Raw genomic sequence first — 24,235 nt, 5'->3', positions numbered from 1 at the left:
GAATACCGCGATGAAGCCGCCTAAGCAATACTAAAAATTATATTATTTCAACTGTCAACTTGACAGGTACTAGTGCAGTTCGCTGAGACCTTTTTTAACCAAACTTAATCCAACTCACCGTTAGCCTGGTAAATGTAGGTCGGTCCATCTGTTTCAGGATCATAATCAATTGTCAGATCGTACCCCACGAAAAACCATTCATCGCCCTCCGTAATGTAGTAGGTCACGTCATCCTTGGTTTCCGTCACGATCGGATCACGGGGGTGATCATCTGGGGTCATCCCCAGTGAAAAGCCTTGGTGTACGGGGGTCTTCCCGTACACCTTGCCGAAGAACCGAACACCGCGGCCAGTCATACCCATCTCGTCGCGGAACCACTTACTAGCCGTATCAGTCACCGTAATCTTCATGTCGTAGGACTCCCTTTACCGTTTAATGAATTCGCTTTCATCACCATTTATACCATGCTCGACCCAACATGCGCAAGGCAATGGTTACGCTTTCATTATGGCGGAAGTTCCACCCCATTGCCACCCTTCTGCTTGTGGAGGCTATCACAAGTTCACACTTATTGCCAATAAAAAAAGGAAGCAACAATCGTCGCTTCCCCTAGACTTGCTGTGAAATTAGTTTTTGCGAACTGAGTTCCCTCTAATAGGGCAGCCCAACTCGCTTTGAATTCAGATTGTTGAAACGTGCGCTAACAGGCAGCCAGTTCCGCTCACCAGCTAAACGCCGTTTGACACGCTCTTGGTTATTCCACGTCCAATATCTTAACGGACATATCCCCACCAGGTGTTGGGAAGGTCACTTCATCACCCTTACGGTGGCCTAACAGGCCTTTGGCAATGGCGGAGTCATTCGAGATCTTACCAGCCATAGGATCGGCTTCAGCAGCACCCACAATGGTGTATTCTTCAGGTTCTTCATCTGGTAATTCCTTGAAGGTAACCTTCTTACCCACCGTTAATTCGTCCTTGTCAGTCCCATCGTTATCGATGATTTGGGCATATTGGATCATCCGTTCAACGGTACTGATCCGAGTTTCTAACATACTTTGTTCATCCTTGGCTGATTCGTATTCAGAGTTTTCGGAAAGATCCCCGTATGACCGGGCAATCTTGATACGTTCGATAACCTTAGGCCGTTGAACCATCTTTAAGTCTTCGAGTTCATTTTCGAGCTTTTCTTTACCTTCTTCAGTCATTGGATACATTTTATCTTGTGCCACGTTGAACACCCCTAATTATTAATTTTAATTTAGTCGCCCTGTCAAACGACCGGGCACTAGTCTCTGTCGATGCTATCTCACCGAAAAGTGTGCTAAAAAGGCCGCCGATGCCGAATCAACGGCCTTACTGTTGACCGGCTAGTCGTCCCTTTTACACACTGAGTTTTGGTTAAGTTCACAAAAGGTTAGCCCGGTTGCAGCTAACCCGTCCTATTCTATATGGTTGTGTCTGGATTGTCAAAAACTTGGTGATTCCCATTAGCTTCGAGGATAGCCCGAATTTTCGTGACCAAGAGGTCAATGGCCACTTGGTTCTCGCCACCTTCTGGCACGATAAGATCGGCATATCGCTTCGTAGGTTCTACGAATTGATGATACGTTGGCTTAACCGTCGCTAAGTACTGTTGGATGATGGAGTCCAGGGAGCGGCCCCGTTCATTCATATCTCGTTCAATTCGACGAATGATCCGGATATCATCATCCGTATCAACGAAGACTTTGATATCCATCAGGTTCCGGAGACGTTCGTCATCTAAGATCAGAATACCTTCCAAAATGATGACATCGCGTGGTTCCTGATGAATGGTCTTGGTACTTCGCGTCGAAAGATTGTAGTCATAGACTGGTTTTTCAATTGGTTGGTAGTTAAGCAGTTGTTGTAACTGACTGATTAACAAGTCTGTATCGAAGGCCAGTGGGTGGTCGTAGTTCACGGCTGCCCGTTCTTCCATGGTCATCTCTGATTGGTCATTGTAGTATGAATCCTGTTGTAAGATCATGATCGAATGCCCAATCAATTGATTGAAGATTGCCCGACTAACAGTGGTCTTCCCACTCCCGGAACCTCCGGTAACCCCAATAATGATCGGTCGCTTTTTTCCTGCCAAATCTGTCGCCATCCTTTATTTATTATCGCTTGCTAATGAACTGGTTAATGCTTGGTGCTGGGCATATGTTTCTGAGAAGTAAACCTTCCCCGACTTGGTGTTGGCAATGAAGTAGTAATACCCCTTGCTCCGATCCTTCGGGTGAAGCACTGCCGTAATCGACGAAGTGCTAGGATTATCAAAAGGTCCAGGACCAAAACCTGTGTGAATGTACAGGTTGTATGGTGACTTTTTCTTCAGATCCTTGTAGGTCAACGTCTTCTTGGTGGTCTTCAAGGCATACTGAACGGAAATATCCGATTGTAATGCCATCCCTGCCTTCAGCCGGTTAAAGAAGACGCCCGCGATCTTATCACGATCGTTTTGTGATACCCCTTCACGTTCAACCAATGAGGCCAACGTCAAAACTTCCTGCACACTGTATTTTTGCTTCTTAATCGTTGCATAGTTGCCCTGCAGGTTTTGATTCGTCTTAGCGACCATTTGGGTCACGATCTGCTTGAGTGTCATCTTTTTTCCGGCCTCATAAGTTGCCGGTGCCAGATAACCCTCTAGCCGGTAACGAACGTTCTTTGCCGCCTTAGCCGAATGCAACAGTTCTGGATACTTTTCGGCAAGCTGATTGAAGAAGGTCTCATCACCCATAAGCTTGAGAAATTCTGTTTTCGTAAAGTCCGTTTGAATTGGAATTTCGGCGGCTAATTGGTCCACCGTTTCCCCTTCACGAACTAAAAGTTTGCCCGCAGTGCTTTGGATGGGTTCAGCCGAACCACCCTTCTGCAATTGCTTGGCAATCTGATGCAAAGTCATTGAGGGCTTGAGTTGATAATAACCGGCCTGAAAGTTCGTGAACTTGTTGGATTTAACATAGTAGTTAAACACCATGCCGCTCTTGACGACTTTCTTATCTTGAAGAATCTGGCCAATCTTATTGGATGTGGCGCCCAGGGGAACGTGAACCTGTACCACATTGGTATTCTTTGTATCCATTGGCTTTAACGCCGTCTGGAAGAAATGATACCCGAAGAATCCAATTACAACAGCTAAAATTACTATCAGGCTAATCACCCCGACCATAATCTTGTGGCCAAACGACCGTTTGTTACCCGAATCCTGCCGTGACGGGATCGGACTTTTGTCATTATCCAACTTATTTCCTCCGTTCTTTGCCATAGTCCACTCCATTATACAGAAGTTCCCGGCTCACGGAAACATGAAAGCGCTACTTTGATAAAATTGTAATCTTTAAGCCTTATAGGAAAGACGCGCTTAACTCTCAAGTGAGAATCAAACGCGTCTAAAGTCAATAAATTAACGAATTTCGGCACCAAGATCTTCTTCAAGATGCTTTGACACCTTGTCAAAAGCTTGGGTCACGGCGTCATCCACCAGCGTCTCGTGCTTGTCTTGGTAAGTTAACGTGTAGGCCAAGGACTTCTTGCCCTTAGGCACTTTAACACCATCGTAAACATCAAACAATTTGACAGATTGGAGGAAGGCCCCGCCGCGGCGTTCAATTAGCGCTACGATCTGTTCGTTGGTGATGTCATTATCCACCAACATCGCAATATCACGGGTGATTGCTGGATAACGAGAAATGACATCGTATTGATTCTCTTGCTTTGGCATATCTACAATCGCCTGCAGGTTCAATTCGAAGACGTAAGTTGCCCCGACCTTGAACTTTTTAGCAATTGATGGGTGAACCTCACCTAAGAAACCAATCCGGTGACCATGAACTAAGATATCCGCGGTCCGTCCTGGATGCATCTCTGGCATGTCAGCATTTGGGACGTAGGTCACGTCACCATTAACTGCCATATCCTTGAGGTACGCCGCTACAATCCCCTTCATTTGGAAGAAGTCGACGGGTTGAGCTGGTTGATTCCAGGCTGCTGGAAGTAACGTCCCAGTGATGGCACCAGCAATATGTTCCTCTTCTGCAGGACGGTCTTGCCCATCCTCACGATAAAAGACCCGACCTTGTTCATACAAGGCCACATCCTTAACCTTTCGAGCAGAGTTGTAGGCAATGTCGTCTAACAATCCGGTAATCAGGTTCATCCGTAAAACGGCATGATCCACCGTCATTGGCCAAGCCAATTCAGTCGTTTCACTGGCCTGCATCATGAACATCTTAGCCTTATCAGCCGTCGTTAAAGCATAAGAAATGGCTTGGTTGAGGCCTAAACCTTCCAGAGACTTACGAGTAGCCCGCACTAAGCGTTGTTTGGTCGTCAGAGAACCCATCGTCATCCGGCCAGTAGGCAACGTCGCTGGCAATTGATCGTATCCATAAATCCGAGCAATTTCTTCCAGTAGGTCGGCTGGAATGTGAATGTCATTACGACGAACCGGAACCGTCACGGTCAACGTCTCTGCGCTGATAACGACTTTGAATCCTAAGCTTTCCAGAATATGGGCAACTTGGTCCATAGTCAATTCTGTTCCGAGAATGGCGTTGACATGAGGCAGCGTGATTGTGATAACAGCGGGTTCAGGAATGTTGCTACTCCCAACCACAGAGCCTTTTTGGACTTCCCCGTCGGCAAGTTCATTCATCAGCTGAGCAGCAGCGTCCAGGGCTTCTTGCACACCAGCTTGGTTAACACCACGTTCGAAGCGTTGTGAAGCATCCGTATGGAGGTTATGCCGTTGTGCAGCCTTTCGGATATGGTCGTGTTCGAAGACGGCAGATTCAATCGCTACCGTGGTCGTCCCGTCATGAATAGAGGCATCCAAGCCACCCATAATGCCTGCTAAGGCAATCGGACCCTTTTGATCGGCAATGACGATATCATTTTCGTCGAGATCATGATCGTTTTCATCCAAGGTTGTTAACTTTTCGCCAGCCTTAGCAGTTCGTACGTAAACATCTTCACCGGCAAACTTATCATAATCGAAAGCATGCAACGGTTGTCCGTATTTCAACATGATATAGTTCGTGATGTCAACCACGTTGTTGATTGGCCGCATTCCGGCGTTCCACAGACGAATCTGCAGCCACATCGGACTTGGCCCCAACTTCAAGTTTTTCACCAAACGCATCCGATATTGTGAAGATAACGTCTCATCCACGTGAACGGCCAGTTGATCATCAATCGCAGCGCCATCTTCTTTGACCGCTGGATGATCTAAATCGATTGGCTTGTCGTAAATGGCAGCCAGGTCATGCAACGTCCCATAAAGACTTAACATATCGCCACGGTTAGGCGTCACATCAAGATCAATCAGGCTATCATTCATGCCCAAGTAATCGTATACAGCATCCCCAGGAGTCGCATCTTCTGGCAGAACGTAAATACCTTCGACATAAGCCTTGGGCACAACATCCTCACTGAAGCCAATTTCTTGTAAGGCACAGATCATCCCAGCAGATGGGACACCGCGCATCTTAGACTTTTTAATTTTCACGTTGTTGGCAATCCGTGAGCCAGGTAAGGCCACGATCACATTTTGCCCTTCAGCAATGTTAGGAGCCCCACAAACAATCTGTAAGGGTTCAGCTTCCCCAACATCTACTTGGCAAATGTGCAAATGATCGGAATCCGGATGGGCCTCAACTGACAGGACGTGGCCGACCACGATCTTCTTCAAACCATCGCTGGGCTTGATTACATCGTCAACTTCAACGGAGGTCCGTTCAATCTTTTCGGCCAGGTCAACGGGCTTAACATCTAAATCTAAATATTCTTTAATCCAATTGTATGAAATCTTCATGGTTGGCGACTATCCTTTCTTCGTAAATTGTGTGAGGAACCGGACATCATTGAGGTAGAAGTTTCGGATGTCATCAACACCGTACTTCAACATCGCAAAGCGATCGGGACCGACTCCGAAAGCAAATCCACCATAAACATCGGGATCCACGCCAGCCATTTTCAAGACATTCGGATGAACCATACCGGCACCTAAAACTTCGATCCAACCGGTGTTCTTGCAGACCTTGCAACCCTTACCTCCACAGTTGAAACAGGTAATATCGGCTTCGACTGATGGTTCAGTGAATGGGAAGTAACTTGGACGTAACCGCACGTCAAACTTGTCTCCGAATAATTCGTGCGCCAGGACCTGCAACGTCCCCTTTAAATCAGCCATGGTGATGTGCTTGTCGATAACTAATCCTTCCACCTGATGGAATTGGTGAGAGTGTGTTGGATCATCGGTATCGCGTCGATAAACCACCCCTGGAGAGATCATTTTCAACGGTCCCTTGCTGAAATCATGCTTTTCTAGTGTCCGGGCTTGCATCGGTGAAGTCTGCGTCCGCATCAGAATATCCTTGGTGATGTAGAAAGTATCTTGCATATCACGTGCTGGATGGTTCTTAGGGAGGTTCATCATTTCGAAATTGTACTTGTCTTCTTCGACTTCAGGACCACTCAAGACTTGGTAACCCATGCCCAAGAATAAGTCCTCAATCTGGTCCACAATCTGTTGGATCACATGGGGTTCACCCTTGGCAACCGGCGTTCCAGGTAAAGTAACGTCGAGGGTTTCCTTAGCTAATTGTGCGTTCAATACGGCTTGTTCCAATTCTGCCTTACGTTGCGTCAACGCAGCGGTCAAATCATCTCTGATTTCATTGGCAAATGCCCCTACCTTTGGTCGTTCAGCAGCATCCAGGTCCCGCATCCCCCGAAGAACTTCGGTGATAGGCCCCTTCTTTCCTAACAGCTGGACACGCACTTGATTAACGTCTTTTAAATCTGTTGACTGCTTGATATCTGCTAAACCGCGTTGCCGCAGCTCGCTGAGTTTATCTTTTAACGACATACGTCATCCTCCATTTATCTAGTTGTACTCACTATTTATCGACTCTGCACCGGGATCTGGCACCATAATTGGCCCCTTACCCACAAAAAAAGGCTCCGTCCCCATAACTAGGGACGAAGCTTCGCGGTACCACCCTGATTCAGTCGGCGCTCAAAAAGCACCAACCACACTCAGAAGTGATAACGGTCACTCACCGGTCAATCATTCATCACGACACCGTGACTCCCGATTACAACTCAAGAACTGAATTCACCCAAGTAATTTGAAGTTTGCTTCCAATCACGGCAAACTCTTCCTGACAAATTGCACCGGCTACTGCTTTTCTATCATCGTCTTTAAATTATTACATGTCATAGCCTAGCGAATTTTGGTGTCGCTGTCAACACCTACTGGTCTTCCTCAATGGGGCAAGACCACTTGTCCGACCAGGCATGAATGGCAGTCATAACATCCTTAAGCTCGGCTCCCTTAGTCGTCAACTCGTATTCGATCAACGAATTATCAGGAAAAGTCCGGCGTAAGATAACGCCATTAATCTCTAACTCCTTAAGCCGCTCAACTAACACACGGTCGCTACAGCGGGGAACTTTCCGGGCCAAATCCCGGAACCGCTGTGGCCCTTCCTGCAGAAGCACCTCAATAATGAGGCCATTCCACTTCTTTCCCAGGAAGGAAAAGGTTCGTTCAAACCGCGGACAGAGTGAGAAGTCCACTCCGGAACCCGTGGCTGTGTTTGACGGTACTATTTGCATATTTAACTCGCCTCCATCCGCGTTTCAACGAAACTAGGCGTTCGGCGTTAACTTTTCAACCAACGTGTGGACACGCTTACGAGCTGGCCCACAAAATTCATGAACAGCTTCGTAATCGTCAACCAAAGACACAATGGCACTTTCCCGGTACTTCGGCATAGCCAAGGTTGCCCCCCACATATGCTTCAAAATAATGTCCTTTTCCATCGGGCTTAAGTCCGTCAGCTTCTCAGCATTACGTAAAGCCACCCGTGGATGAATAAAGGCATGGGACCCTAAGTTAAACTTCGTCGTCCGCCAATCATAGTAGAAGAGATCATGTAGCAAACCACCCCGTGCAGTGGCCCGGGTATTCAAACCAAGTTTCTTCGCAATCAAATAACTGTTATACGACACCGAAATAGAATGTTCCAAGCGTGTCGAATGGTGGTGCTGGGTGTAATTCGCCAGGCGTTGGACCGGCTCCTTTTCCAACAAGTCAGAAACTAAGGCAAGGTACTCGGGGTCATCACGCCAAGTAAGTTTGTTCATAGAATGCTTCCTTTTCATATAGATTATGATTTTTTCTCTCAATTACACTATATCATACTGCCTTTGACGTAAAAAGCAACCAAATTGCTTGCGATCGACCGTGGTTAACCCTTTCTTAACCTTATTCAGCCAACCGAAACATGACGATCCCAGCGGCAATAGCGACGTTCAATGACTCCGCCTGTCCCTTAATCGGAATGTAAAGGTTCTGTGTGGTCATCCGCTGCAGATCAGGTGCCATCCCATTGCCTTCATTTCCCATGACAATGGCCCCCTGGCTCAGACCAGGCACATCACGATAGTCCTTAGCTTGTGGATCCAGATTGGTTCCATAGACGGGCAGGCCTCGGCCCGTAAAGGCTGTGATCCAATCGTGAAGATCACCTTCAACCAGCTGAATGTGAAATTGACTTCCCTGCATGGAACGCAGGACCTTGGGTAGAAAACGACTGACACTTCCACGCCCCAAGACAACGCCAGTCAGACCCGCTGCATCAGCAGTTCGCACCATAGTCCCAATGTTTCCGGGATCCTGAACCTGATCCAAAAATAACCAAATGCCACTCGCTTGCTTCGGATCAACGTGATCGTCGTTAGGCATGGACGCCGTCGCAAAGATTCCCTGAGGCGTACTGGTATCCCCAATTGTTTGGGCAATACTATCCGTCAGCTCATAAATTGGGACCGCTGGGAAAGCCCCCTCATGTGCCGTGAGCTGCTCTTCAGTTCCCATGATGGCTGTGAGCGGCAGACGTGCCTTGATGGCCTCCTGTACCAAATGCCAGCCCTCTAAGAGGTAGGTCTGTGTCACTTTACGTCCTTTTTTCGTGGTTAAAGCCCGCCATTGCTTGACTCTTTTATTTTGACTCGATGTAATCCGTTCTCTCACCGTTGTTTGCTCCCATCCGTTACTTTTCCTAATTTTACCACACCACTAGGCAGGCCTGAGTACTCGCGGTATGATTAACTTAAATCTTTTTTAATAGGAGGTTATGCACCTTGGAAACGCAAAAAATAATGGTTTCCGGCCAAGTTCAGGGGGTCGGCTTTCGCTGGTCTGCTAGCCAATTGGCCCAGCAGATTGGCCTGACCGGCACGGTCCGCAACTGTCGTGATGGTCAGGTAGAACTAATCGTCACCGGATCAGCAGACCAACTCGCCGAGCTCATCGTCCAACTAAAACGAGGGCTTACCCCCTGGATTGTCGTGGATCGACTCAGCGTGACCTTGCTCCCCTTACGTCAGTTTTCCGACTTCCAGATTATTATTTGAAAAACGGCGTCAGATCAAGTAATATGTTGACTGTTAATGACGATTTCGTCGTTTGGGGGCGTACGCGCTCTACATCGTTTACTAAAAGGGGTTCAAATTAAATATGAAGATTTCCAAAAAAGTCTCGGTAACCACCGCATTGGCGGGACTGGCCTTAGTCCTCAGTGGTTGTGTGCAGACTAAGAATGGTAAACCGTACGGCTTTGTCTACGATTACCTCGCCATTCCTGGACAGCACGTCATGGATTGGCTTGCCAACGCCTTTGGTGGTAGCTATGGCTGGGCCATCATCGTCCTGACCTTCCTCGTCCGAATGGTTCTGTTACCTGTCATGGTTCGCCAGATGCGTAGCGCTACCGTTCAACAAGAAAAAGTCTCTATGATTCGACCACAACTGGCCAAGTACCAAGAGATGCAAAAGAACGCCAAGACTCAAGAAGAGAAGGCTGCAGCTGGTCAAGCGATTATGGCCGTCTACAAGAACAATGGGATTAGTATGACCGGTGGTCTCGGTTGTCTGCCACTACTGATTCAAATGCCAATCTTCGCAGCCCTCTACGCAGCTATCCGGTACTCACCTGAACTTTCCAAGGCTGCCTTTTTCGGAATTCCCTTAGGAAAATCAAGTTGGATTCTCGCCATCTTGTCCTTTGCCGCCTACCTGTTGCAGGGTTATCTCTCTACATTGGGTGTGCCAGCTGAACAGAAGAAGCAAATGCAAACGGCTATGCTAATGTCACCCATCATGATCTTATTCTTCACGATGAGTTCACCTGCTGGTCTAGGTCTTTACTTTTTCGTCGGTGGATTATTTGCCTGTGTGCAAACCTTAATCATTAACTTCTACCGGCCTCGTATCCGACGTGAAATCAGCGACCAAATGGCTAAGAATCCGAAGCCAGTGGTTGAAGTTCCTATCGTTAAGCCAACCGAAATTAAAGCTGCTAAGAAGCAAGTTCAGCAGAAAAACCGCCAACGTAACGCTGGTAAGCAACAACATCACAAATAATAGTGTTCCAAAAGGGCCATTACTAGATTGCTAGTAATGGCCCTTTTTGTATCTAACAATATTGGACTTTTATTGGGCTTGACTTGTTACTATCACCCGATGAATTGTTCGCAAGAGCATCCATTCTCGGGGACGCGTTTTTCTGTGTCCATTGCATTTAGTTGCTTATAGCAAAATGCTTATTATCAGCATTTTAATCCAATGCATTCTAACTCATCATAAGATTCTGTTGGACACTGCTTGGCACCTTCTCCTGTTCTACAGCTTCCCATGTCTCTACATTTTGCCCCTTCGTTTCAATCTTCAAATATCGATGTGGTTTGAGTTTCCATTGGACATCAAACGTTAATTTTCGGGACTTCCCTTGTCTGTTATAAGTTTGCAGCACATAAGTGTATTCATCCTCACCACCACCTCCAATGAAGTGTTTGATGGGTTGCGCTGTTGTATTGGCATAAACCGTTTCGGTTTTCACCCATGGATTAACGTTATCAAGTGCCATAGCCATCTCACTCCCGCGATTACGTGTCATGGCTGGGGCAAAGATAGACCCGATTGCTAGCAGGATCAAGAGTGTCCCCGTAACGATTAGTAAAGTTTTTAAAAATTTCATGAATAGTCTCCTCCAAGTTGCTTAGTTACTAGACTAACTAACTAGCTATCTCAGAATACCCATTCTTTTCTAACCTGTCAACCCCATGATCGATTTTTGACGACAAAAAAGTCGCGAATAAAACATTCGCGACTCCTAGAACTGTATTTAACAACCTTTAAGACTTCGGTTCTTCCGAATGGTCTGTTTTGGTGTCATCTTCCAACAAAGCGGACTTAATGCCAGTTGGCATCCCACCATTAGCGATTGCCTGGGCCTGTTCCTTCTTGGCAGTCAAGACCTTGGCCTTAGCATCTGACAAGATAGGTAATGAAATCCGGAACACAGAACCATGACCAACTGCACTCTCGATAGTAATTCGACCATGATAGGCTTCGATCAGTCGCTTGGCAATTGCTAAGCCTAACCCATTGCCCCCTTTGGTTCGGGACCGTGCCTTGTCGACACGATAGAACCGATTGAAGACCCGATCCATGTTCTGTTGCGAAATCCCCTCACCGAAATCTTGAACAGCCACCTCGACATTTCGCATATCGCTCTCGAACGTCAGATGAATTTCCTTGCGTGCTTGGGTATACTTAACCGCATTATCCAGAAGAATAATGAGAATCTGCTCTAAATGATTTCGATAAATTTGCACCTGAACTGGACGATGAACATCATCATCCAGGATAAACGTAAAGTCTGGATGAATCATCTTGAAGTTATCGTAGACCTGCTGGACGACCTCACTAACATTGGTCACCTCATTGGTATAGTTCACTTCAATCTGTTCGGCCCGTTGAAGATCGAGCATCTCTTGAACCAAGCTCTTCATCCGCTTCGTTTCTTGTAAAGAAGCCTTAATTGACTCATCTAAAACCTCTGGGTCGTCTTTACCCCAACGATCCAACATTTCCATGTGGCCTTGAATGATGGCGACTGGCGTCCGTAACTCGTGAGAAACATCTTCAACGAACTGCTGTTGTTGATCCATATATCCCTGGGTCGTGTCTAACATGTCGTTAAACAGGGTTCCTAGGTCACTGAGCTCATCAGTATGCCGAATCTCGGGTACTCGTCGGTCAGTCTGCGGATCTTCTCTAACGGCATGAATGGTCTCTCTGATAGCTTCCACTGGCCGCAGTAGAAACGACGCCAAAATGTAACTCAAGATGGCTGCCGCTAGACCTGCGATAAGACCAAGTACCAAGGCTACCTGGTAGAGTTTCACCTGGGTTGCCCGGTAATCCTTTAGATTATCGGTTACCTGAACGTAACCTAACAAACGATTTCCTTGCTTACTGCGGATGGGCATACGACCAACAAGGTGCTTGACCTTGTTGATCGTCTTGACCCCAATGTGTTGGTGTGAAGAGGCCTTGAAAGGTGCCACCGTCTTGTCAGTGGCATAGAGGACTCGGCCTTGGGTGTCATACACCGTCACCGTCTGACTATCTCGTGACAACGTCGATAAAATGGCGTTGTTGTAGGGCATAGCCCCTTTTCCTTTGCCACTTGGTTCGTCAGCCAAAACCGTCCGTGGCCGTAACACTTCATCAACTTGGCCACTCGACAATGTCTTCTTCTGACTGCTCAAGCGTTCTACGACGACATTCAGTGAATCTGCCACATGGGCCCGTTCCTGCCGCATTAACACCGTCATAAAACTGTTAAAAATAAGAATGATGATAACCGCGAAGATGACGAGCACCCCGAGTGCAGTCGACAGTGTCCATTCCCATTTCAAAGAAAGACGGAAGCCCCGCTTTTTAGGCTGTTCTTCCGTTTCCTTTTCTAATTCAGTTGCTTTCACGACCGCATCACGTACCCTGTCCCACGGACCGTCTGGATATAACTCTTTTGGCCAGGAACATCAATTTTATTTCGTAGGTAACGTACGTAAACGTCGACCACGTTGGTTTCGACTTCGGATTCATAACCCCAAACCTTGGTTAAAAGCACGTCGCGTGCTAACACAACGTTGATGTTTTCCATTAAAGCCAGGAGTAATTCGTATTCTCGTTTCGTGAGGTTAATCACTTCATCACCACGTCGAACAATTCGGTTTTCTTTTTCGATCGTCAAGTCTTTGAACTTAACCGTGGTTTGCTTCGTATTCTTTTGTTCCCCCTCGAGGTGAATTCGCCGTAAGAGTGCCCGTACTCGAGCCAAGAGTTCTTCGATGGCAAAAGGCTTCACGATATAGTCATCAGCCCCATGGTCTAAACCAGAGACACGATCGATGACGGAATCTCTAGCAGTCATCATGATAATGGGCGTGCTCTTCACTTCACGAACTCGGCGAGCCACTTCAATCCCATTTAATTCGGGGAGCATCAGGTCGAGTAGAATCACATCAAAATCCTGTGACAAGGCCGCTTCCAACCCTGTCCGTCCGTTAAACTGCACGTTGGTTTCATAGCCTTCATGCTTTAGTTCTAGCTCAACAAAGCGAGCAAGATTTTTTTCATCTTCAATAATTAAAATTCGACTCATTGCACTTTAACTCCTCTGGTTAGTTAGCTGCGTTCGAGTCGCCGTAAAACCATCAGCGACAAGGACGTCCGATATTCATTTCAACATTTAATTTTATCATAGTTTCTCATAATTGTATGCGAAAACCACCATCCCTTTCATATTTATCTAATTATTAAGACTTCTCATCCTCGCTGAAAAAGTGATTAAGAAAATGCAACCGGTTGTACCCATTTGTTGATGTTGCTTTGGAAAATCCATCTAGCACGTTGCTTCACATTAGGTTATTCAGTGTATAATCTTGCTAATCCGATGACGGTGGGGACTGGTACAGCAGCATTTGAAAATTATTTATTTTTTGTTCATTTTTTCACTTGAAATTGAGAGCGAATTTAGTATACTAGCCTTGTAGACAAAATAAAAAGGAGTCTTAAATTATGAAAGCAGCAGTTATTCGCGATTCAGTTGACGGTTACGTTGATATTAAAGATGTTACCTTGCGTCCTATCACCCACGGTGAAGCCTTAGTTAAGATGGAATATTGTGGTCTTTGCCACACTGACTTACACGTTGCCGCTGGTGACTTCGGTAAGCAACCTGGCCGAATCATTGGTCATGAAGGTGTCGGTCGTGTTATTCAAGTTGCCGATGATGTTGATAACTTAAAGATCGGTGATCGTGTTTCCATCGCTTGGTTCTTTAAGGGCTGTGGTCACTGTGAATACTGCTTGACTGGCCGCGAAACACTTTGCCGTAACGTCAAAAACTCTGGTTTCACTGTTGACGGTGCCATGGCTGAAGAATGTATCGTTGATGCTAACTACGCCGTCAAAGTCCCAGAAGGCTTGGACCCAGTCGAAGCAACTTCCCTTACCTGTGCTGGTGTAACGATGTACAAAGCCCTTAAGGTCGGCGAAACAAAACCCGGTCAATGGGTCGAAGTTGTTGGTGCCGGTGGTTTAGGTAACTTGGCTATTCAATACGCCCACAACGTTTTCGGTGCCCATGTCGTTGCCGTGGACGGTAATCCTGACAAATTAGCTGCTGCTAAAGCCAATGGTGCTGAAGTTCTGATCAACCGTCATGATAACAATGTTGCTGAACAGATCCAAGAAAAGGTCGGTGGTGTGAACAACGCCCAAGTCACTGCTGTTAACAAGGATGCCTTCACGCAATCCGTTAATGCTTTGAAGCCAGATGGTAAGTTGGTTGCCGTTGCCTTGCCACAAGGTGATATGGAATTAAACATCGCCAAGACTGTTTTGGATGGCATCTCCGTACGTGGTTCCCTTGTTGGAACTCGTCAAGACTTAGCCGAAACTTTCCAATTTGGTGCTGAAGGTAAAGTTCACCCAATCGTTCAGACCCGTCGTTTGGATGAAGTTAATGACATCATTGACGAAATGAAAGCCAACAAGATCGTTGGCCGAATGGTCGTCGACTTCACTAAATAATTAAGAATTCAATACTTCCATGAAAAGCCCGCTCTCCGTGACAGAGCGGGCTTTTTGCTGTTCTTTTTAAATATATAACGCATGTAAGGTCTTGAGATCTGCAGCGGAAAGCTTTAAATGTCCCTGATCCATCGGATACATCACCGAACGGCGACTCTCACTGTGGTCGAGACCAATGGCATGCCCAACTTCATGAATAGCGACCGATGTCCGAATCCCCGTCTGGGGGTGGGCCAAGTTCATACCAGCATGGGCCCGATTGATCGTATAGGTTCCTAGGCCGACGTACCGCTCAATCTCAGGCCCCCCTTCACCTAATTCCAAATAATTCGGGCGTTGATCATCAGCTTCTCGATGGTAGGTAAAAAAGGTAATGCCATTCTGTCGTCCTCGTGGTGTCCCCGGAATTAGGTGAACGGCTCCGGTCTGATTGTAGACCATAACGGCCTTCTCAAATGCAGGTCGCACTTCACTAGGAACTTTGGCATCGAAATGATAGTAATAAGTTCGTCGCAGTGGATGTTCCCCCGCAATTTTTTCAATTGGCGTTGGCGCACCATCTTTAGGACGAGGTATTGCCGTCTCTAAGGTCTGAATGGCGTGTTCCGCCTGAATAAATTTTGACTGGAAATTACGTGGGAATTCCCAGATTAAAAAGATGAAGGACACAATAGCTATTATTAACAATCCACAGCGACGTTTAGTCATCAGTAATCTCCCTCACTCGTCCATTTGATTACCACTAGTTTAGCCGCTACGGATGCGCATCCATAGAGATATTCGTCCAATTGCCCAGATCCTATAAATCTAATTTTTATTTCTGGGCAGTAAATAATTAGTCTTATTATATTTTAACGTTTCTTCCGCACAGACAATACAATTGTGTGCAACCTTTCGATCATATGAGAATTTAATAAGAATTGTTAATTACTGGTCGCCTTTAGACCCTACTCGCTGAATTTTAGGTCGTAAAAAAGATCTTATCCCTAACTGGATAAGATCCTACAAGACATGCTTACGGCCTGATATCAACTATCATGCCGGTAGCCACCTAAGAGCAGATTCTAAAATAGTTCAGCACTTGAGGCGAAAGACTGTCTCACGCCACGTTAGCTGACTCTCCTAATATTGTCTCTAGATACTTAGGAGATCCGCTGGTGTTTTCAGTAAAAACGTCGGTTTTTCGTTTTTAACTGACTCGGGATCCGCCGCTCCCCACATAGCTGCCGCAGTGGCCACACCTGCATTGTGGCCCATCTGGATATCATACTTGGCATCACCAATCATGACACTCTCTGCCAAGTCCAGGTCAAAACGGGTCACCAGGTTCCAGATACCATCTGGAGCCGGTTTGTAATGGTCTACCATATCAGACCCACTCACCGCCGCAAACGTCGTGTTTAGACCTACTTGGTCTAGATTACGTTGAAGTGGGACTGAATGCTTGCTGGACACCACATAGAGATTGGCTCCTCGCTGTGCCAATTGCTTCAGGGCCGTGTCCATGCCATCGAACAATGTAATTCCTTCTTGCTCTGTAACATGATACTGCGAACGAAAGACCGTGTAGAGGTCTTCCAGATCTTGGTCACTCAAGTCTTCCTTCGCCATTTTAGCAAAGGAGACTTCAATAGGCACACCCATATAGCTCACAACTGCCTCGCGACTAGGAACGGCCAGGCCTTGGGCCTCATAAGCACGTTGCGTCGACAACACCGCAACATTACGGGTATCCGCCAAAGTACTGTCAAAATCGAAAAAGAAATTCTTCATGTCACTCACCTCGTCAAATCATCTGCTAGCAACACCGCTTGAATCGTTCGCAAGACACCATCATGCTCGTTATCAAGACTGGTGGTCTGAGTCGCTGCTTCCCGAATTCTCGCCGGTGCATTGGCCATAGCCCAGCCTTGACCGGCATAACTGATCAACGGAAGATCGTTATCCCCATCGCCAAAGGCCATGATGTCATCAGCAATCACGTTAAAATGCCGCGCTAACCACTGAACGGCAGGAAGTTTACCAACATTAGCCCCGACCACGTCAACCACGCCATAACCACTGTCATGGGCGCGTAATCGACTATTAAAATGGGTATTGAGGGCCGTCACCAATTCAGCTGCTTGACCCGGTGACGTCGAAACGCTGATCTTCTTGATCCGATCGGTCACGGTAGCGAGGTCATCGACCTGTTGGAGGTTGTCGTAGAACTTAGCCGCAGCATCGAGAAGAACCTGAGGCGCACCTGTTTCGGTATAAGATCCATTCTGCCCCACCAAGATGAGGTAGGCATTCGCCAAGGCGGCCTGCTGGCGGTCAACCGTCACAAACTGGTGAACCTGTTCAGCCGACAGACTGCCATCAAAGACCTGCTTACCCTTGAGATAGATAGACGCTCCGTTTTCCGCAACGATAGTCAGGTTGTCAGCCATAACGTCCTTAAAGAGTTGTTTCAGGTGAGCGAATTGATTGCCAGACGACAATACCAATTGAATTCCCCGTTGGTCAAGAGCCTGTAGTGTTTCTTTAAAAAGGTCCTGATTGAAGCTCTGGTCATTGTGTAGTAGCGTCCCATTTAAGTCGGTCGCGATTAATTTAGTTCCCAAAATTTCACTCCTCGGATAATAGTCAGTGACGTCATTATACCTGTTTTTTAAATGAAATGACAAAAAAACTCCCAGAAGCCGCGGACTTCATGGGAGTTTCCTATTACTAATTCGTTAAAAATTAGTTGTTTGCGTTCTTAACCGCAACGACCTGACGGCCATCGTAGAAACCGCAACTTGGGCAAACCATGTGTGACTTACGTAATTCACCACAGTTTGGGCAAGGAGTCAAACCTGGGGTAGCCAACTTAATGTGACCCCGACGCATACGCTTCTTCGTCTTAGACGTTTTCCGTGCTGGTACAGCCAAAGAAAACACCTCCTTTTAATAAAATTATATCCACTAGTGAAAAAATTTTTAAGGCTTACAAAGGCGATTATTGATCATCCTGATCAGGGAAGAAATCTTTTAACTTTGCAAGACGTGGATCAACAGATTGATTTTCCTTCTCGACCTTAGCAAGATCGGCTTCCGCAACCACTGCCCAATCATCACCGGTTGGCAGTGCGGCACCTTGCTTTTCAGCTTTTGAAAGAATGTGCATCGGAATTTCTAAAATAATGTTATCCCCAATGGCCTTGTCAAAATCGATCAGGTCATCCTTAACCACCATCACTACATCAGTCTTCTCAAACCGTTGCGTGGCTTCAGGGTCGGATACATAAAATTCCGTCATGTTAAAGGCTACTGGTAAGTCCACCGGTGTGAGTGACCGGCTGGATGGGACTGTTAAGTCCGCGGTAACCTGTGCGTCAACGACAACATCGCCACCCGTAATCACGGATACTTGACCCTTGACGTGAACGGGACCGAGGTCTAAGACCTCTTCGCCATATCGTTCCATCAAATCGGCGCGTAAATCTAAAGTCTCATCAAACACCAACGGGTCGTTACGGTGACTTCTTCGTAGCTCGGTCAATGACCATTTCATCGTAATTCCTCCAATGCAACGTGATAAATTATACCTGTCAAAAATAATGATGTCAAGGTAATTTCCTTGATAGTCGATCAGAATCCGCTACTTTTATGGGAATTCGACCATAATCCTGTGGGACATCGGTAATCAGTGTCCGAATCTCACCCATTCGATTATCCAAAGCACCCTTCCCATTTAACCACTCCCGATCAGCTCGGCTAATCAGCGGCAATGAGACTTGCTTCTTAATCTGATGAAGATACGTCTGCCCTCGACCCGAATATCCCAAAACACGTAGATATTGCGGCTTGGCAACCATCTCTGTTGACTTGATCTGACCTAACAGATAGGTTGCCTGACGTTGTAAACGCGTGTAGGTGTAGCGCTTCGTCTTCACAGCCTGCATAAATCCTGCAAAACTTGTACTCTCTAATGCTGCGCGCTGCATGCGATACTCGATACCTTCTGTGACCTGATAGTGTTGTCGTAAATCTGCGACATGACCGCTCACGAGTTGGTACTGTAACGCCGGCCAGAAGTCCTCCCAGTCGGTCAGTTGAACAGCCTGTAGCAACGTTAGCGTGTTTGCAGGAACAACTGGCGTAATGCTTCCCCAGTCGTGTTCAAGGGCCGCAGAACGAATAGCAGTCGCACTAGCAAACGTGCTCGCCGCTGGAATCGTCTTGTCGCCATGCTGACTCTCCTGACGAGATAACGGCACTAGCTGTAAGCGTCTCCCTTGTTGCCGATTGGCCACTGCATAGAAGAAACCCAAGATATCATTGGGATCCTCAAGCGTAATCCCTGTTTGGTCCCTGAGATAACCTTGAAATAATTGGGCATAGGTTTGATCGTAACGCTTAAAGGTTGCCGAATTCGTCGGCATATTTGCCATCAGACGATCGTAGTCCATGTCTGGGTGTTCGGTCCCAAAAGCCAACCAATCACACCCTAAGGCATTCAGAATGGTCACACCTCCGGCCGCAAAGAAATTCGCTGGTTGAATCGCCATCGCACTTGGCAGTTCAACCACCAGATCGACCCCACCAGCCAATGCGGCCTGAGTTCGCTGCCACTTGTCCATAAGTGCCGGCTCACCGCGTTGAACCCAGTTACCACTCATCGCAACCACCACCACATCGGCTCCTGTTGTGCGTTTTGCTCGGCGGATCTGGTCGGCATGACCATTATGAAACGGATTGTACTCTGCGACAATCCCCACTGCGTGTAACGTCATTTTACTATGCCTCCCGGGTAACCTCGAAGAACCAACGGGTCGTATCTGGTGCTACCTCGGCGTTGCCAAAGTTGGCACTCACCCGTTGTACCGTGAGACCGGCCCGAGTCAAGGCTTGGCGATAATCCACGAGATCATAGGTCCGTTCGTGGTGAAGTTCTGTCACTTTACGATAGTCACCAGTTTCTTCATTTTGCGTAAAGAAGGTCAAGTCATGTTCGGCAGCATGGGGTTCATCCTCAATGCCATAGCTGGTCCAAATGAAGGCCCGCTCATCATCCACGTAGTTGTACATGTACCCCGGATAAACGTCATCTGTTTGGTGCGGGGTAATGACGTCAAAGAGGAACTTCCCACCGACTGCAAGGTGTTGTTGCACTTGACGGAAGGCTTGTGTAACCGCATCTAGATCGGGCAAATAACAGAAGGAATCCGCGAAACACGTCACGGTCTGATAGGTGCCAATCATTGACAGATCCAGCATGTCCCCTGCCATCAAGGGCATCGTCACTTCGGCTTCGGCAGCGTGCTTCGCAGCCAATGTCAGCATCTCTTCGGAGAGATCCAACCCACTGACCTGATAGCCCCTTTGTGCTAATAACACACCCAAGCGGCCACTGCCACAGGCGAGATCTAACAGGTCTCCGTCCTTAGGATCGACACGTTGGGCGACAAAATCCAGCCATTGATCGTACATGGCTGGATCAAACAATTCGTCGTAAAGCTCGGCAAAGGTTTGGTAAATCATACCTCAGCCTCTACCCATTGGCTCAAGTCTACTTCAGGTGCATCGGACCAAAGCTTCTCTAGGTTATAATGACCACGTTGTTCCCGTTGGAAGACGTGCACGATAACATCACCCAAATCAATCAAGATCCAACTAGCCTCATTCTTCCCTTCAACGTCCTTAATTGGGACGTTGTTTTCATTCATATGATCCACAATCTCATCGGCAATCGCTTGGACTTGTCGACTTGAGGTTGCTTCCATAATTAAGAAGTAGTCAGCCATCAGGCTAACCTTAGTCATATCTAATGCGGTCATATCCTCCGCACGCTTATTATCCGCAGCCTTAACTGCAATTTTTAGTACTGACTTGCTATCCATGCAAGCACTCCTCTCATAACTTGTTTTCGTTTTGTTTTAATTCTTCTACATACCGGGGAACCCACGCATTATAGGTGTCCAGTGAAGCCGGGTAAACAGCCAAACCATGGGCAACCAAATATTGGAGGGTGTGTTGGGCCTGAAAGGCCACCCCGGCACCTAAATTTTCTGCGGTAATTCTCCGAGCCGCCTTAACGCCCGGAAAATCGCGAGCTGGCTCGATGTAATCAGCCATGTAGACGATCTGTTCCAGAGGGGTCATGTAGACAGCCCCCGTTGTATGGTGACGCACGGCATTCAAAACATCTTCATCATAGATGTGAAGTTCACGCTTGATGAGCTCCGCTCCCACGACACCATGCCAAATGGCATTGCCGTATTGCCGAAGTTCTTCTGGCAAATGATACGTCGTGATCGCCGCCAAAAAGTCCTCATCAGGTCGTTGCTTGGCGTAATCGTGAATCAACCCAGCAATGCTGGCCTTTTCCACATCAACACCGTTGGCTTGGGCCAACGAGATGGCTGTCTGTTCAACGCGCAGAACATGTTGGAAACGTTTAGGCCGCAACGCCTGCTTCAGCTCCGTGACCAGAGCCGTCCGAGTTCCGGGGAAAATATGCTGCTGATAATTTAACTCAGTCACGATATAACAGATGCTCCTTTATATAGAGGTCCACCATCGTTGGCACCAGGTAGCGCACGGATTGTCCCCGCCGAACCTGGTCCCGAACCATAGTCGAACTAATCCCAATCTGGGGCACATCCACCCAAAGCACCGGATACGGTGATTCATGGGTGAATCCTTGCCGACAGACGCCGACAAACTGAACTAACTTTAAAAGATCATCGATCCGATACCACTTTGGGAGGTAGGCAACCATGTCGCCCCCAATAATGAAGTAGTATTGATTCTCCGGGTGAGCCCGGGTTAATTGCAACATCGTGTCATACGAATAGCTCTTGCCGCCCCGCTCAACCTCGGTCAACTCGAGAGCAAACCGCGGGTTATCCTTAATAGCTGCTTTAACCATGGCGACCCGATCGGCCGCTGGAATAGCAATCTTGCGGTCCACGTGAGGCGGTTCGGCATCGGGCATAAACAAAACCTTGTCGAGCCCTAACTGAGTTGCGACCTGATCAGCGATGACGAGGTGCCCCAGATGTGGCGGATTGAAGGTCCCACCAAGAATACCAATCCGGCGCTTCTTTGCGGTCGCTGCCATTTGCGTCGCGACCTGCGTACTCGTTTGCTCTGCAATTTTAACCACGACTGCCAGGCCTCCTACATCTCTTCAACGATTGATGAAATTCTTTGGTTTTCTTCATCCGTTGCTGGCCGGTACAGAACCAGGACGCGACCAATCGTTTGGACAACTTGAATGGATGTGTTGTCTTCGATAAAGGCCTTGGTTTCATCAACCGTAACGTCAGCACTCTGTTGGAGATTAATCTTGATTAATTCTCGGTTTTCTAAGGCTCCGGTTAATTGGTCTAACCAAGCCTCGGTCAGACCGTTCTTCCCAACTGAGAAGAGTGGTCGCATGTTGTGGGCGTGAGCCCGTAAATACCGTTTCTGTTTCCCTCGTAGCAAATTGTCATCCTCCATTTGATTAAATCATTGCGCGACGTACTAAAACGCCGACTCCTGCTGGTGCCCAACCGGTCACATTGACGCCGGCGGGAACGGTAATCCAACCCAGTCCTTCAAAGACCAGATCACTTTTTTCAGTAATTTTAAATTCATGCGCGACCAAGGCTGGGAAGTCATCAACATTTTCCGCATGCGGTGGTGTCAGTAACTGACCCACTTGACGTGCGTAAAAGTCATCCGCATTCTCCAGCTTGGTACGGTGAATGTAGAGATTATTTTCAAAGTAAGCCGTGAAACCAGCTTTTGGTCCTTTGGTGTAATCGAACCGAGCAACCCCACCGAAGAACAGTGTTTGTTGGTCATTCAGTTGATATTCCTTAGGCTTAACCGGCTTCTGTGGCGTCACAATCTTGAGGTCCTTACCATCCAAGAAGTGAGCCATCTGTTGGTTTTGAATGATCCCAGGGGTGTCCACCAAGACGTGGTCATCATCCAATGGAATTTCAATTTTATCCAACGTCGTTCCAGGGAAACGAGACGTCGTGATCAAGTCCTTCACTCCGGTATTTTGCCGAATGATTTGGTTAATCAATGTGGATTTCCCAACGTTGGTTACCCCAACGACGTACACGTCCCGATCGCCACGATACTTGTTGATGAGTTGAAGTAACTCGTCAACGGATTGATTGGTCTTAGCACTCAATAGGGCGACGTCCATTGGCCGAATACCTTGTTCGTTGGCCCGTTGCCGGATCCAGTCCTTCAACTTACTGCGCTTCAATGACCGGGGCATCAAATCTTCCTTGTTCCCAACCAATAAGACGGGGTTGTCCCCGACGAAACGGTGTAGTCCAGGAATCACACTCCCGTTAAAATCAAAGATATCGACGACGTAGACGATCAGCGCGTTGGCATCTTGAATCTGAGTCAGTAATTGTAAGAAGTCGTCGTCCGTCAAACCAACCGGTACGATTTCATTGTAATGACGTAACCGGAAGCATCGTTGACAATAGACCTCTTCTTTTTCAAGTCCCTTATCGAGAGCCGACTGTGGCGTATAGCCAGGGGCCGTCTTGTCCGTTGTCTGAATGATCGCCCCACAGCCAATACAGTGAAGTGGTTCGCCATCAATTAAAACGGGTTCAGTGTGTTTTTCGTTCATCAAGATCCTCCTGCCAGGTTAATTCTGGATAATTGTGGTGTAAACGCCACAAAATAACTTTTTCTAAGAGCCGGTTTCCCTTAGTTACCCAAGCGTCCGACTTCAAAATAGGTTTTACTAAGACACTTCTAACGCCACTGCGATGCGCAGCCCAGACGTCAGTTAAGATTTGGTCCCCAACCATAACCGCTTCATTGCGGTTGAGATGCCAACGGCGTAGGGCCCGTCGAATCCCCCACGTGAGCGGTTTTAAAGCACGATGCACATAGGGTAAATCAAATGGTGCTACTGCTCGGTCAACCCGAGCACGACTGTTGTTTGAGACCACAATCACCTGAATTCCGGCCATCTCAAGCATCGTCAACCAATGACGTAACTCGGGGGTCCCATCGGGATTATTCCAAGCAATGAGCGTATTATCTAGGTCGGTTAACACCGCTTTGACCCCATTAGCCCGTAGTTGAGCCGGTGTCAAATCGTATATGTTCGTAACCATCCACGTTGGCTTGAATCTGGATACCATGCGGGTGACTGCCCCCCTTCGTCCAATTGCCGTTACCGGCTGTCTAGCATTTAATTATACGCAATTCCGGCCTATTTTACCACTCGTAACAGCCGGGATCCACGGCTAAT

28 protein-coding genes are annotated in these 24,235 nt (G+C 47.4%); 3 read left to right on the top strand and 25 right to left on the bottom strand.

Annotated elements, in window-relative coordinates:
• Positions 1-104: 104 nt before the first annotated feature.
• The 9 genes from EKM71_RS09025 to EKM71_RS08985 form a co-directional block, all read right to left on the bottom strand.
• Positions 105-410 carry a HesB/YadR/YfhF family protein gene (locus EKM71_RS09025; RefSeq protein WP_125574277.1) on the bottom strand — a complete coding sequence of 102 codons (306 nt, stop codon included), beginning with the start codon at positions 408-410 and terminating at the stop codon, positions 105-107.
• 344 nt (positions 411-754) lie between these two features.
• Entirely contained in the window at positions 755-1,231 is a 477-nt protein-coding gene (greA, locus tag EKM71_RS09020) for a transcription elongation factor GreA (RefSeq protein WP_125574275.1), read from the bottom strand.
• Between the two features lie 215 nt (positions 1,232-1,446).
• Positions 1,447-2,130 (bottom strand): uridine kinase, encoded by a 684-nt coding sequence (gene udk / locus EKM71_RS09015; protein ID WP_125574273.1) that lies wholly within the window; start codon positions 2,128-2,130, stop codon positions 1,447-1,449.
• A gap of 3 nt (positions 2,131-2,133) precedes the next feature.
• On the bottom strand, positions 2,134-3,291 hold the full coding sequence (mltG, locus tag EKM71_RS09010; protein WP_125574271.1) for an endolytic transglycosylase MltG: 1,158 nt from the start codon (positions 3,289-3,291) through the stop codon (positions 2,134-2,136).
• Positions 3,292-3,429: 138 nt separating this feature from the next.
• Entirely contained in the window at positions 3,430-5,838 is a 2,409-nt protein-coding gene (pheT, locus tag EKM71_RS09005; protein ID WP_125574270.1) for a phenylalanine--tRNA ligase subunit beta, read from the bottom strand.
• Between the two features lie 9 nt (positions 5,839-5,847).
• Entirely contained in the window at positions 5,848-6,894 is a 1,047-nt protein-coding gene (locus EKM71_RS09000) for a phenylalanine--tRNA ligase subunit alpha (protein WP_125574268.1), read from the bottom strand.
• Positions 6,895-7,280: 386 nt separating this feature from the next.
• A complete protein-coding gene (locus tag EKM71_RS08995; RefSeq protein ID WP_125574266.1) occupies positions 7,281-7,646 on the bottom strand; it encodes a winged helix-turn-helix transcriptional regulator in 366 nt (121 codons plus the stop codon).
• Between the two features lie 33 nt (positions 7,647-7,679).
• The gene (locus EKM71_RS08990; RefSeq protein WP_057877956.1) at positions 7,680-8,177 is read right to left on the bottom strand and encodes an HD domain-containing protein; all 498 of its coding nucleotides are present in this window, start codon (positions 8,175-8,177) and stop codon (positions 7,680-7,682) included.
• A 121-nt stretch (positions 8,178-8,298) separates the two neighbouring features.
• On the bottom strand, positions 8,299-9,066 hold the full coding sequence (locus tag EKM71_RS08985; protein ID WP_125574265.1) for a TrmH family RNA methyltransferase: 768 nt from the start codon (positions 9,064-9,066) through the stop codon (positions 8,299-8,301).
• A gap of 110 nt (positions 9,067-9,176) precedes the next feature.
• On the opposite strand from EKM71_RS08985, the gene EKM71_RS08980 reads away from it, so the two are divergent.
• A complete protein-coding gene (locus EKM71_RS08980) occupies positions 9,177-9,449 on the top strand; it encodes an acylphosphatase (RefSeq protein WP_125574263.1) in 273 nt (90 codons plus the stop codon).
• Between the two features lie 103 nt (positions 9,450-9,552).
• A complete protein-coding gene (gene yidC / locus EKM71_RS08975) occupies positions 9,553-10,458 on the top strand; it encodes a membrane protein insertase YidC (protein ID WP_125574261.1) in 906 nt (301 codons plus the stop codon).
• A 208-nt stretch (positions 10,459-10,666) separates the two neighbouring features.
• Here the strand turns inward: yidC and EKM71_RS08970 are convergent, their stop codons facing one another.
• From EKM71_RS08970 to EKM71_RS08960, 3 genes are all read right to left on the bottom strand, one after another.
• On the bottom strand, positions 10,667-11,071 hold the full coding sequence (locus EKM71_RS08970) for a YxeA family protein (RefSeq protein ID WP_125574260.1): 405 nt from the start codon (positions 11,069-11,071) through the stop codon (positions 10,667-10,669).
• A gap of 157 nt (positions 11,072-11,228) precedes the next feature.
• Positions 11,229-12,866, bottom strand: coding sequence for a HAMP domain-containing sensor histidine kinase (locus EKM71_RS08965; RefSeq protein ID WP_125574258.1), 1,638 nt, complete (start codon positions 12,864-12,866; stop codon positions 11,229-11,231).
• Positions 12,863-13,549, bottom strand: coding sequence for a response regulator transcription factor (locus EKM71_RS08960; RefSeq protein WP_057877962.1), 687 nt, complete (start codon positions 13,547-13,549; stop codon positions 12,863-12,865). Before EKM71_RS08960 ends, EKM71_RS08965 begins: the two co-directional genes overlap by 4 nt.
• A 416-nt stretch (positions 13,550-13,965) precedes the next feature.
• Here EKM71_RS08960 and adhP point away from each other — a divergent pair, with 416 nt between their 5' ends.
• Positions 13,966-14,982, top strand: a complete 1,017-nt coding sequence (adhP, locus tag EKM71_RS08955; RefSeq protein WP_125574257.1) for an alcohol dehydrogenase AdhP — start codon at positions 13,966-13,968, stop codon at positions 14,980-14,982.
• A 66-nt stretch (positions 14,983-15,048) separates the two neighbouring features.
• Here the strand turns inward: adhP and EKM71_RS08950 are convergent, their stop codons facing one another.
• The 13 genes from EKM71_RS08950 to EKM71_RS08890 form a co-directional block, all read right to left on the bottom strand.
• The gene (locus EKM71_RS08950) at positions 15,049-15,690 is read right to left on the bottom strand and encodes a matrixin family metalloprotease (RefSeq protein ID WP_125574255.1); all 642 of its coding nucleotides are present in this window, start codon (positions 15,688-15,690) and stop codon (positions 15,049-15,051) included.
• 426 nt (positions 15,691-16,116) lie between these two features.
• On the bottom strand, positions 16,117-16,755 hold the full coding sequence (locus EKM71_RS08945) for an HAD family hydrolase (protein WP_125574254.1): 639 nt from the start codon (positions 16,753-16,755) through the stop codon (positions 16,117-16,119).
• A gap of 5 nt (positions 16,756-16,760) precedes the next feature.
• Positions 16,761-17,588, bottom strand: coding sequence for a Cof-type HAD-IIB family hydrolase (locus EKM71_RS08940; RefSeq protein ID WP_125574253.1), 828 nt, complete (start codon positions 17,586-17,588; stop codon positions 16,761-16,763).
• Between the two features lie 121 nt (positions 17,589-17,709).
• Positions 17,710-17,898 carry a 50S ribosomal protein L32 gene (rpmF, locus tag EKM71_RS08935; RefSeq protein WP_057877966.1) on the bottom strand — a complete coding sequence of 63 codons (189 nt, stop codon included), beginning with the start codon at positions 17,896-17,898 and terminating at the stop codon, positions 17,710-17,712.
• 67 nt (positions 17,899-17,965) lie between these two features.
• Positions 17,966-18,520 carry a YceD family protein gene (locus EKM71_RS08930; RefSeq protein WP_125574251.1) on the bottom strand — a complete coding sequence of 185 codons (555 nt, stop codon included), beginning with the start codon at positions 18,518-18,520 and terminating at the stop codon, positions 17,966-17,968.
• Between the two features lie 52 nt (positions 18,521-18,572).
• Entirely contained in the window at positions 18,573-19,742 is a 1,170-nt protein-coding gene (locus EKM71_RS08925; protein ID WP_125574249.1) for a nucleotidyltransferase, read from the bottom strand.
• 4 nt (positions 19,743-19,746) lie between these two features.
• Positions 19,747-20,490: a class I SAM-dependent DNA methyltransferase gene (locus tag EKM71_RS08920; RefSeq protein ID WP_125574248.1), complete on the bottom strand. Its 744-nt coding sequence runs from the start codon at positions 20,488-20,490 to the stop codon at positions 19,747-19,749.
• Entirely contained in the window at positions 20,487-20,849 is a 363-nt protein-coding gene (gene rsfS, locus EKM71_RS08915) for a ribosome silencing factor (RefSeq protein ID WP_125574246.1), read from the bottom strand. The genes EKM71_RS08920 and rsfS overlap by 4 nt, the downstream gene beginning before the upstream one ends.
• Before the next feature lie 13 nt (positions 20,850-20,862).
• Positions 20,863-21,492 (bottom strand): bis(5'-nucleosyl)-tetraphosphatase (symmetrical) YqeK, encoded by a 630-nt coding sequence (gene yqeK / locus EKM71_RS08910; protein ID WP_125574245.1) that lies wholly within the window; start codon positions 21,490-21,492, stop codon positions 20,863-20,865.
• Positions 21,485-22,117: a nicotinate-nucleotide adenylyltransferase gene (locus tag EKM71_RS08905; RefSeq protein WP_125574244.1), complete on the bottom strand. Its 633-nt coding sequence runs from the start codon at positions 22,115-22,117 to the stop codon at positions 21,485-21,487. The genes yqeK and EKM71_RS08905 overlap by 8 nt, the downstream gene beginning before the upstream one ends.
• A 14-nt stretch (positions 22,118-22,131) precedes the next feature.
• Entirely contained in the window at positions 22,132-22,455 is a 324-nt protein-coding gene (gene yhbY, locus EKM71_RS08900) for a ribosome assembly RNA-binding protein YhbY (RefSeq protein ID WP_125574243.1), read from the bottom strand.
• A gap of 4 nt (positions 22,456-22,459) precedes the next feature.
• Complete coding sequence (gene yqeH / locus EKM71_RS08895; RefSeq protein WP_125574242.1) at positions 22,460-23,602, bottom strand: ribosome biogenesis GTPase YqeH; 1,143 nt, start codon at positions 23,600-23,602, stop codon at positions 22,460-22,462.
• Entirely contained in the window at positions 23,583-24,125 is a 543-nt protein-coding gene (locus EKM71_RS08890; protein WP_125574241.1) for a YqeG family HAD IIIA-type phosphatase, read from the bottom strand. Before EKM71_RS08890 ends, yqeH begins: the two co-directional genes overlap by 20 nt.
• Positions 24,126-24,235: the final 110 nt, after the last annotated feature.

Origin of the sequence: Levilactobacillus huananensis (genome assembly GCF_003946145.1) — a bacterium.
In the GTDB taxonomy this organism is placed as follows: domain Bacteria; phylum Bacillota; class Bacilli; order Lactobacillales; family Lactobacillaceae; genus Levilactobacillus; species Levilactobacillus huananensis.
The sequence above is the reverse complement of the archived record's forward strand: the minus strand, read 5'-3'. Positions and strand labels throughout refer to the sequence as shown.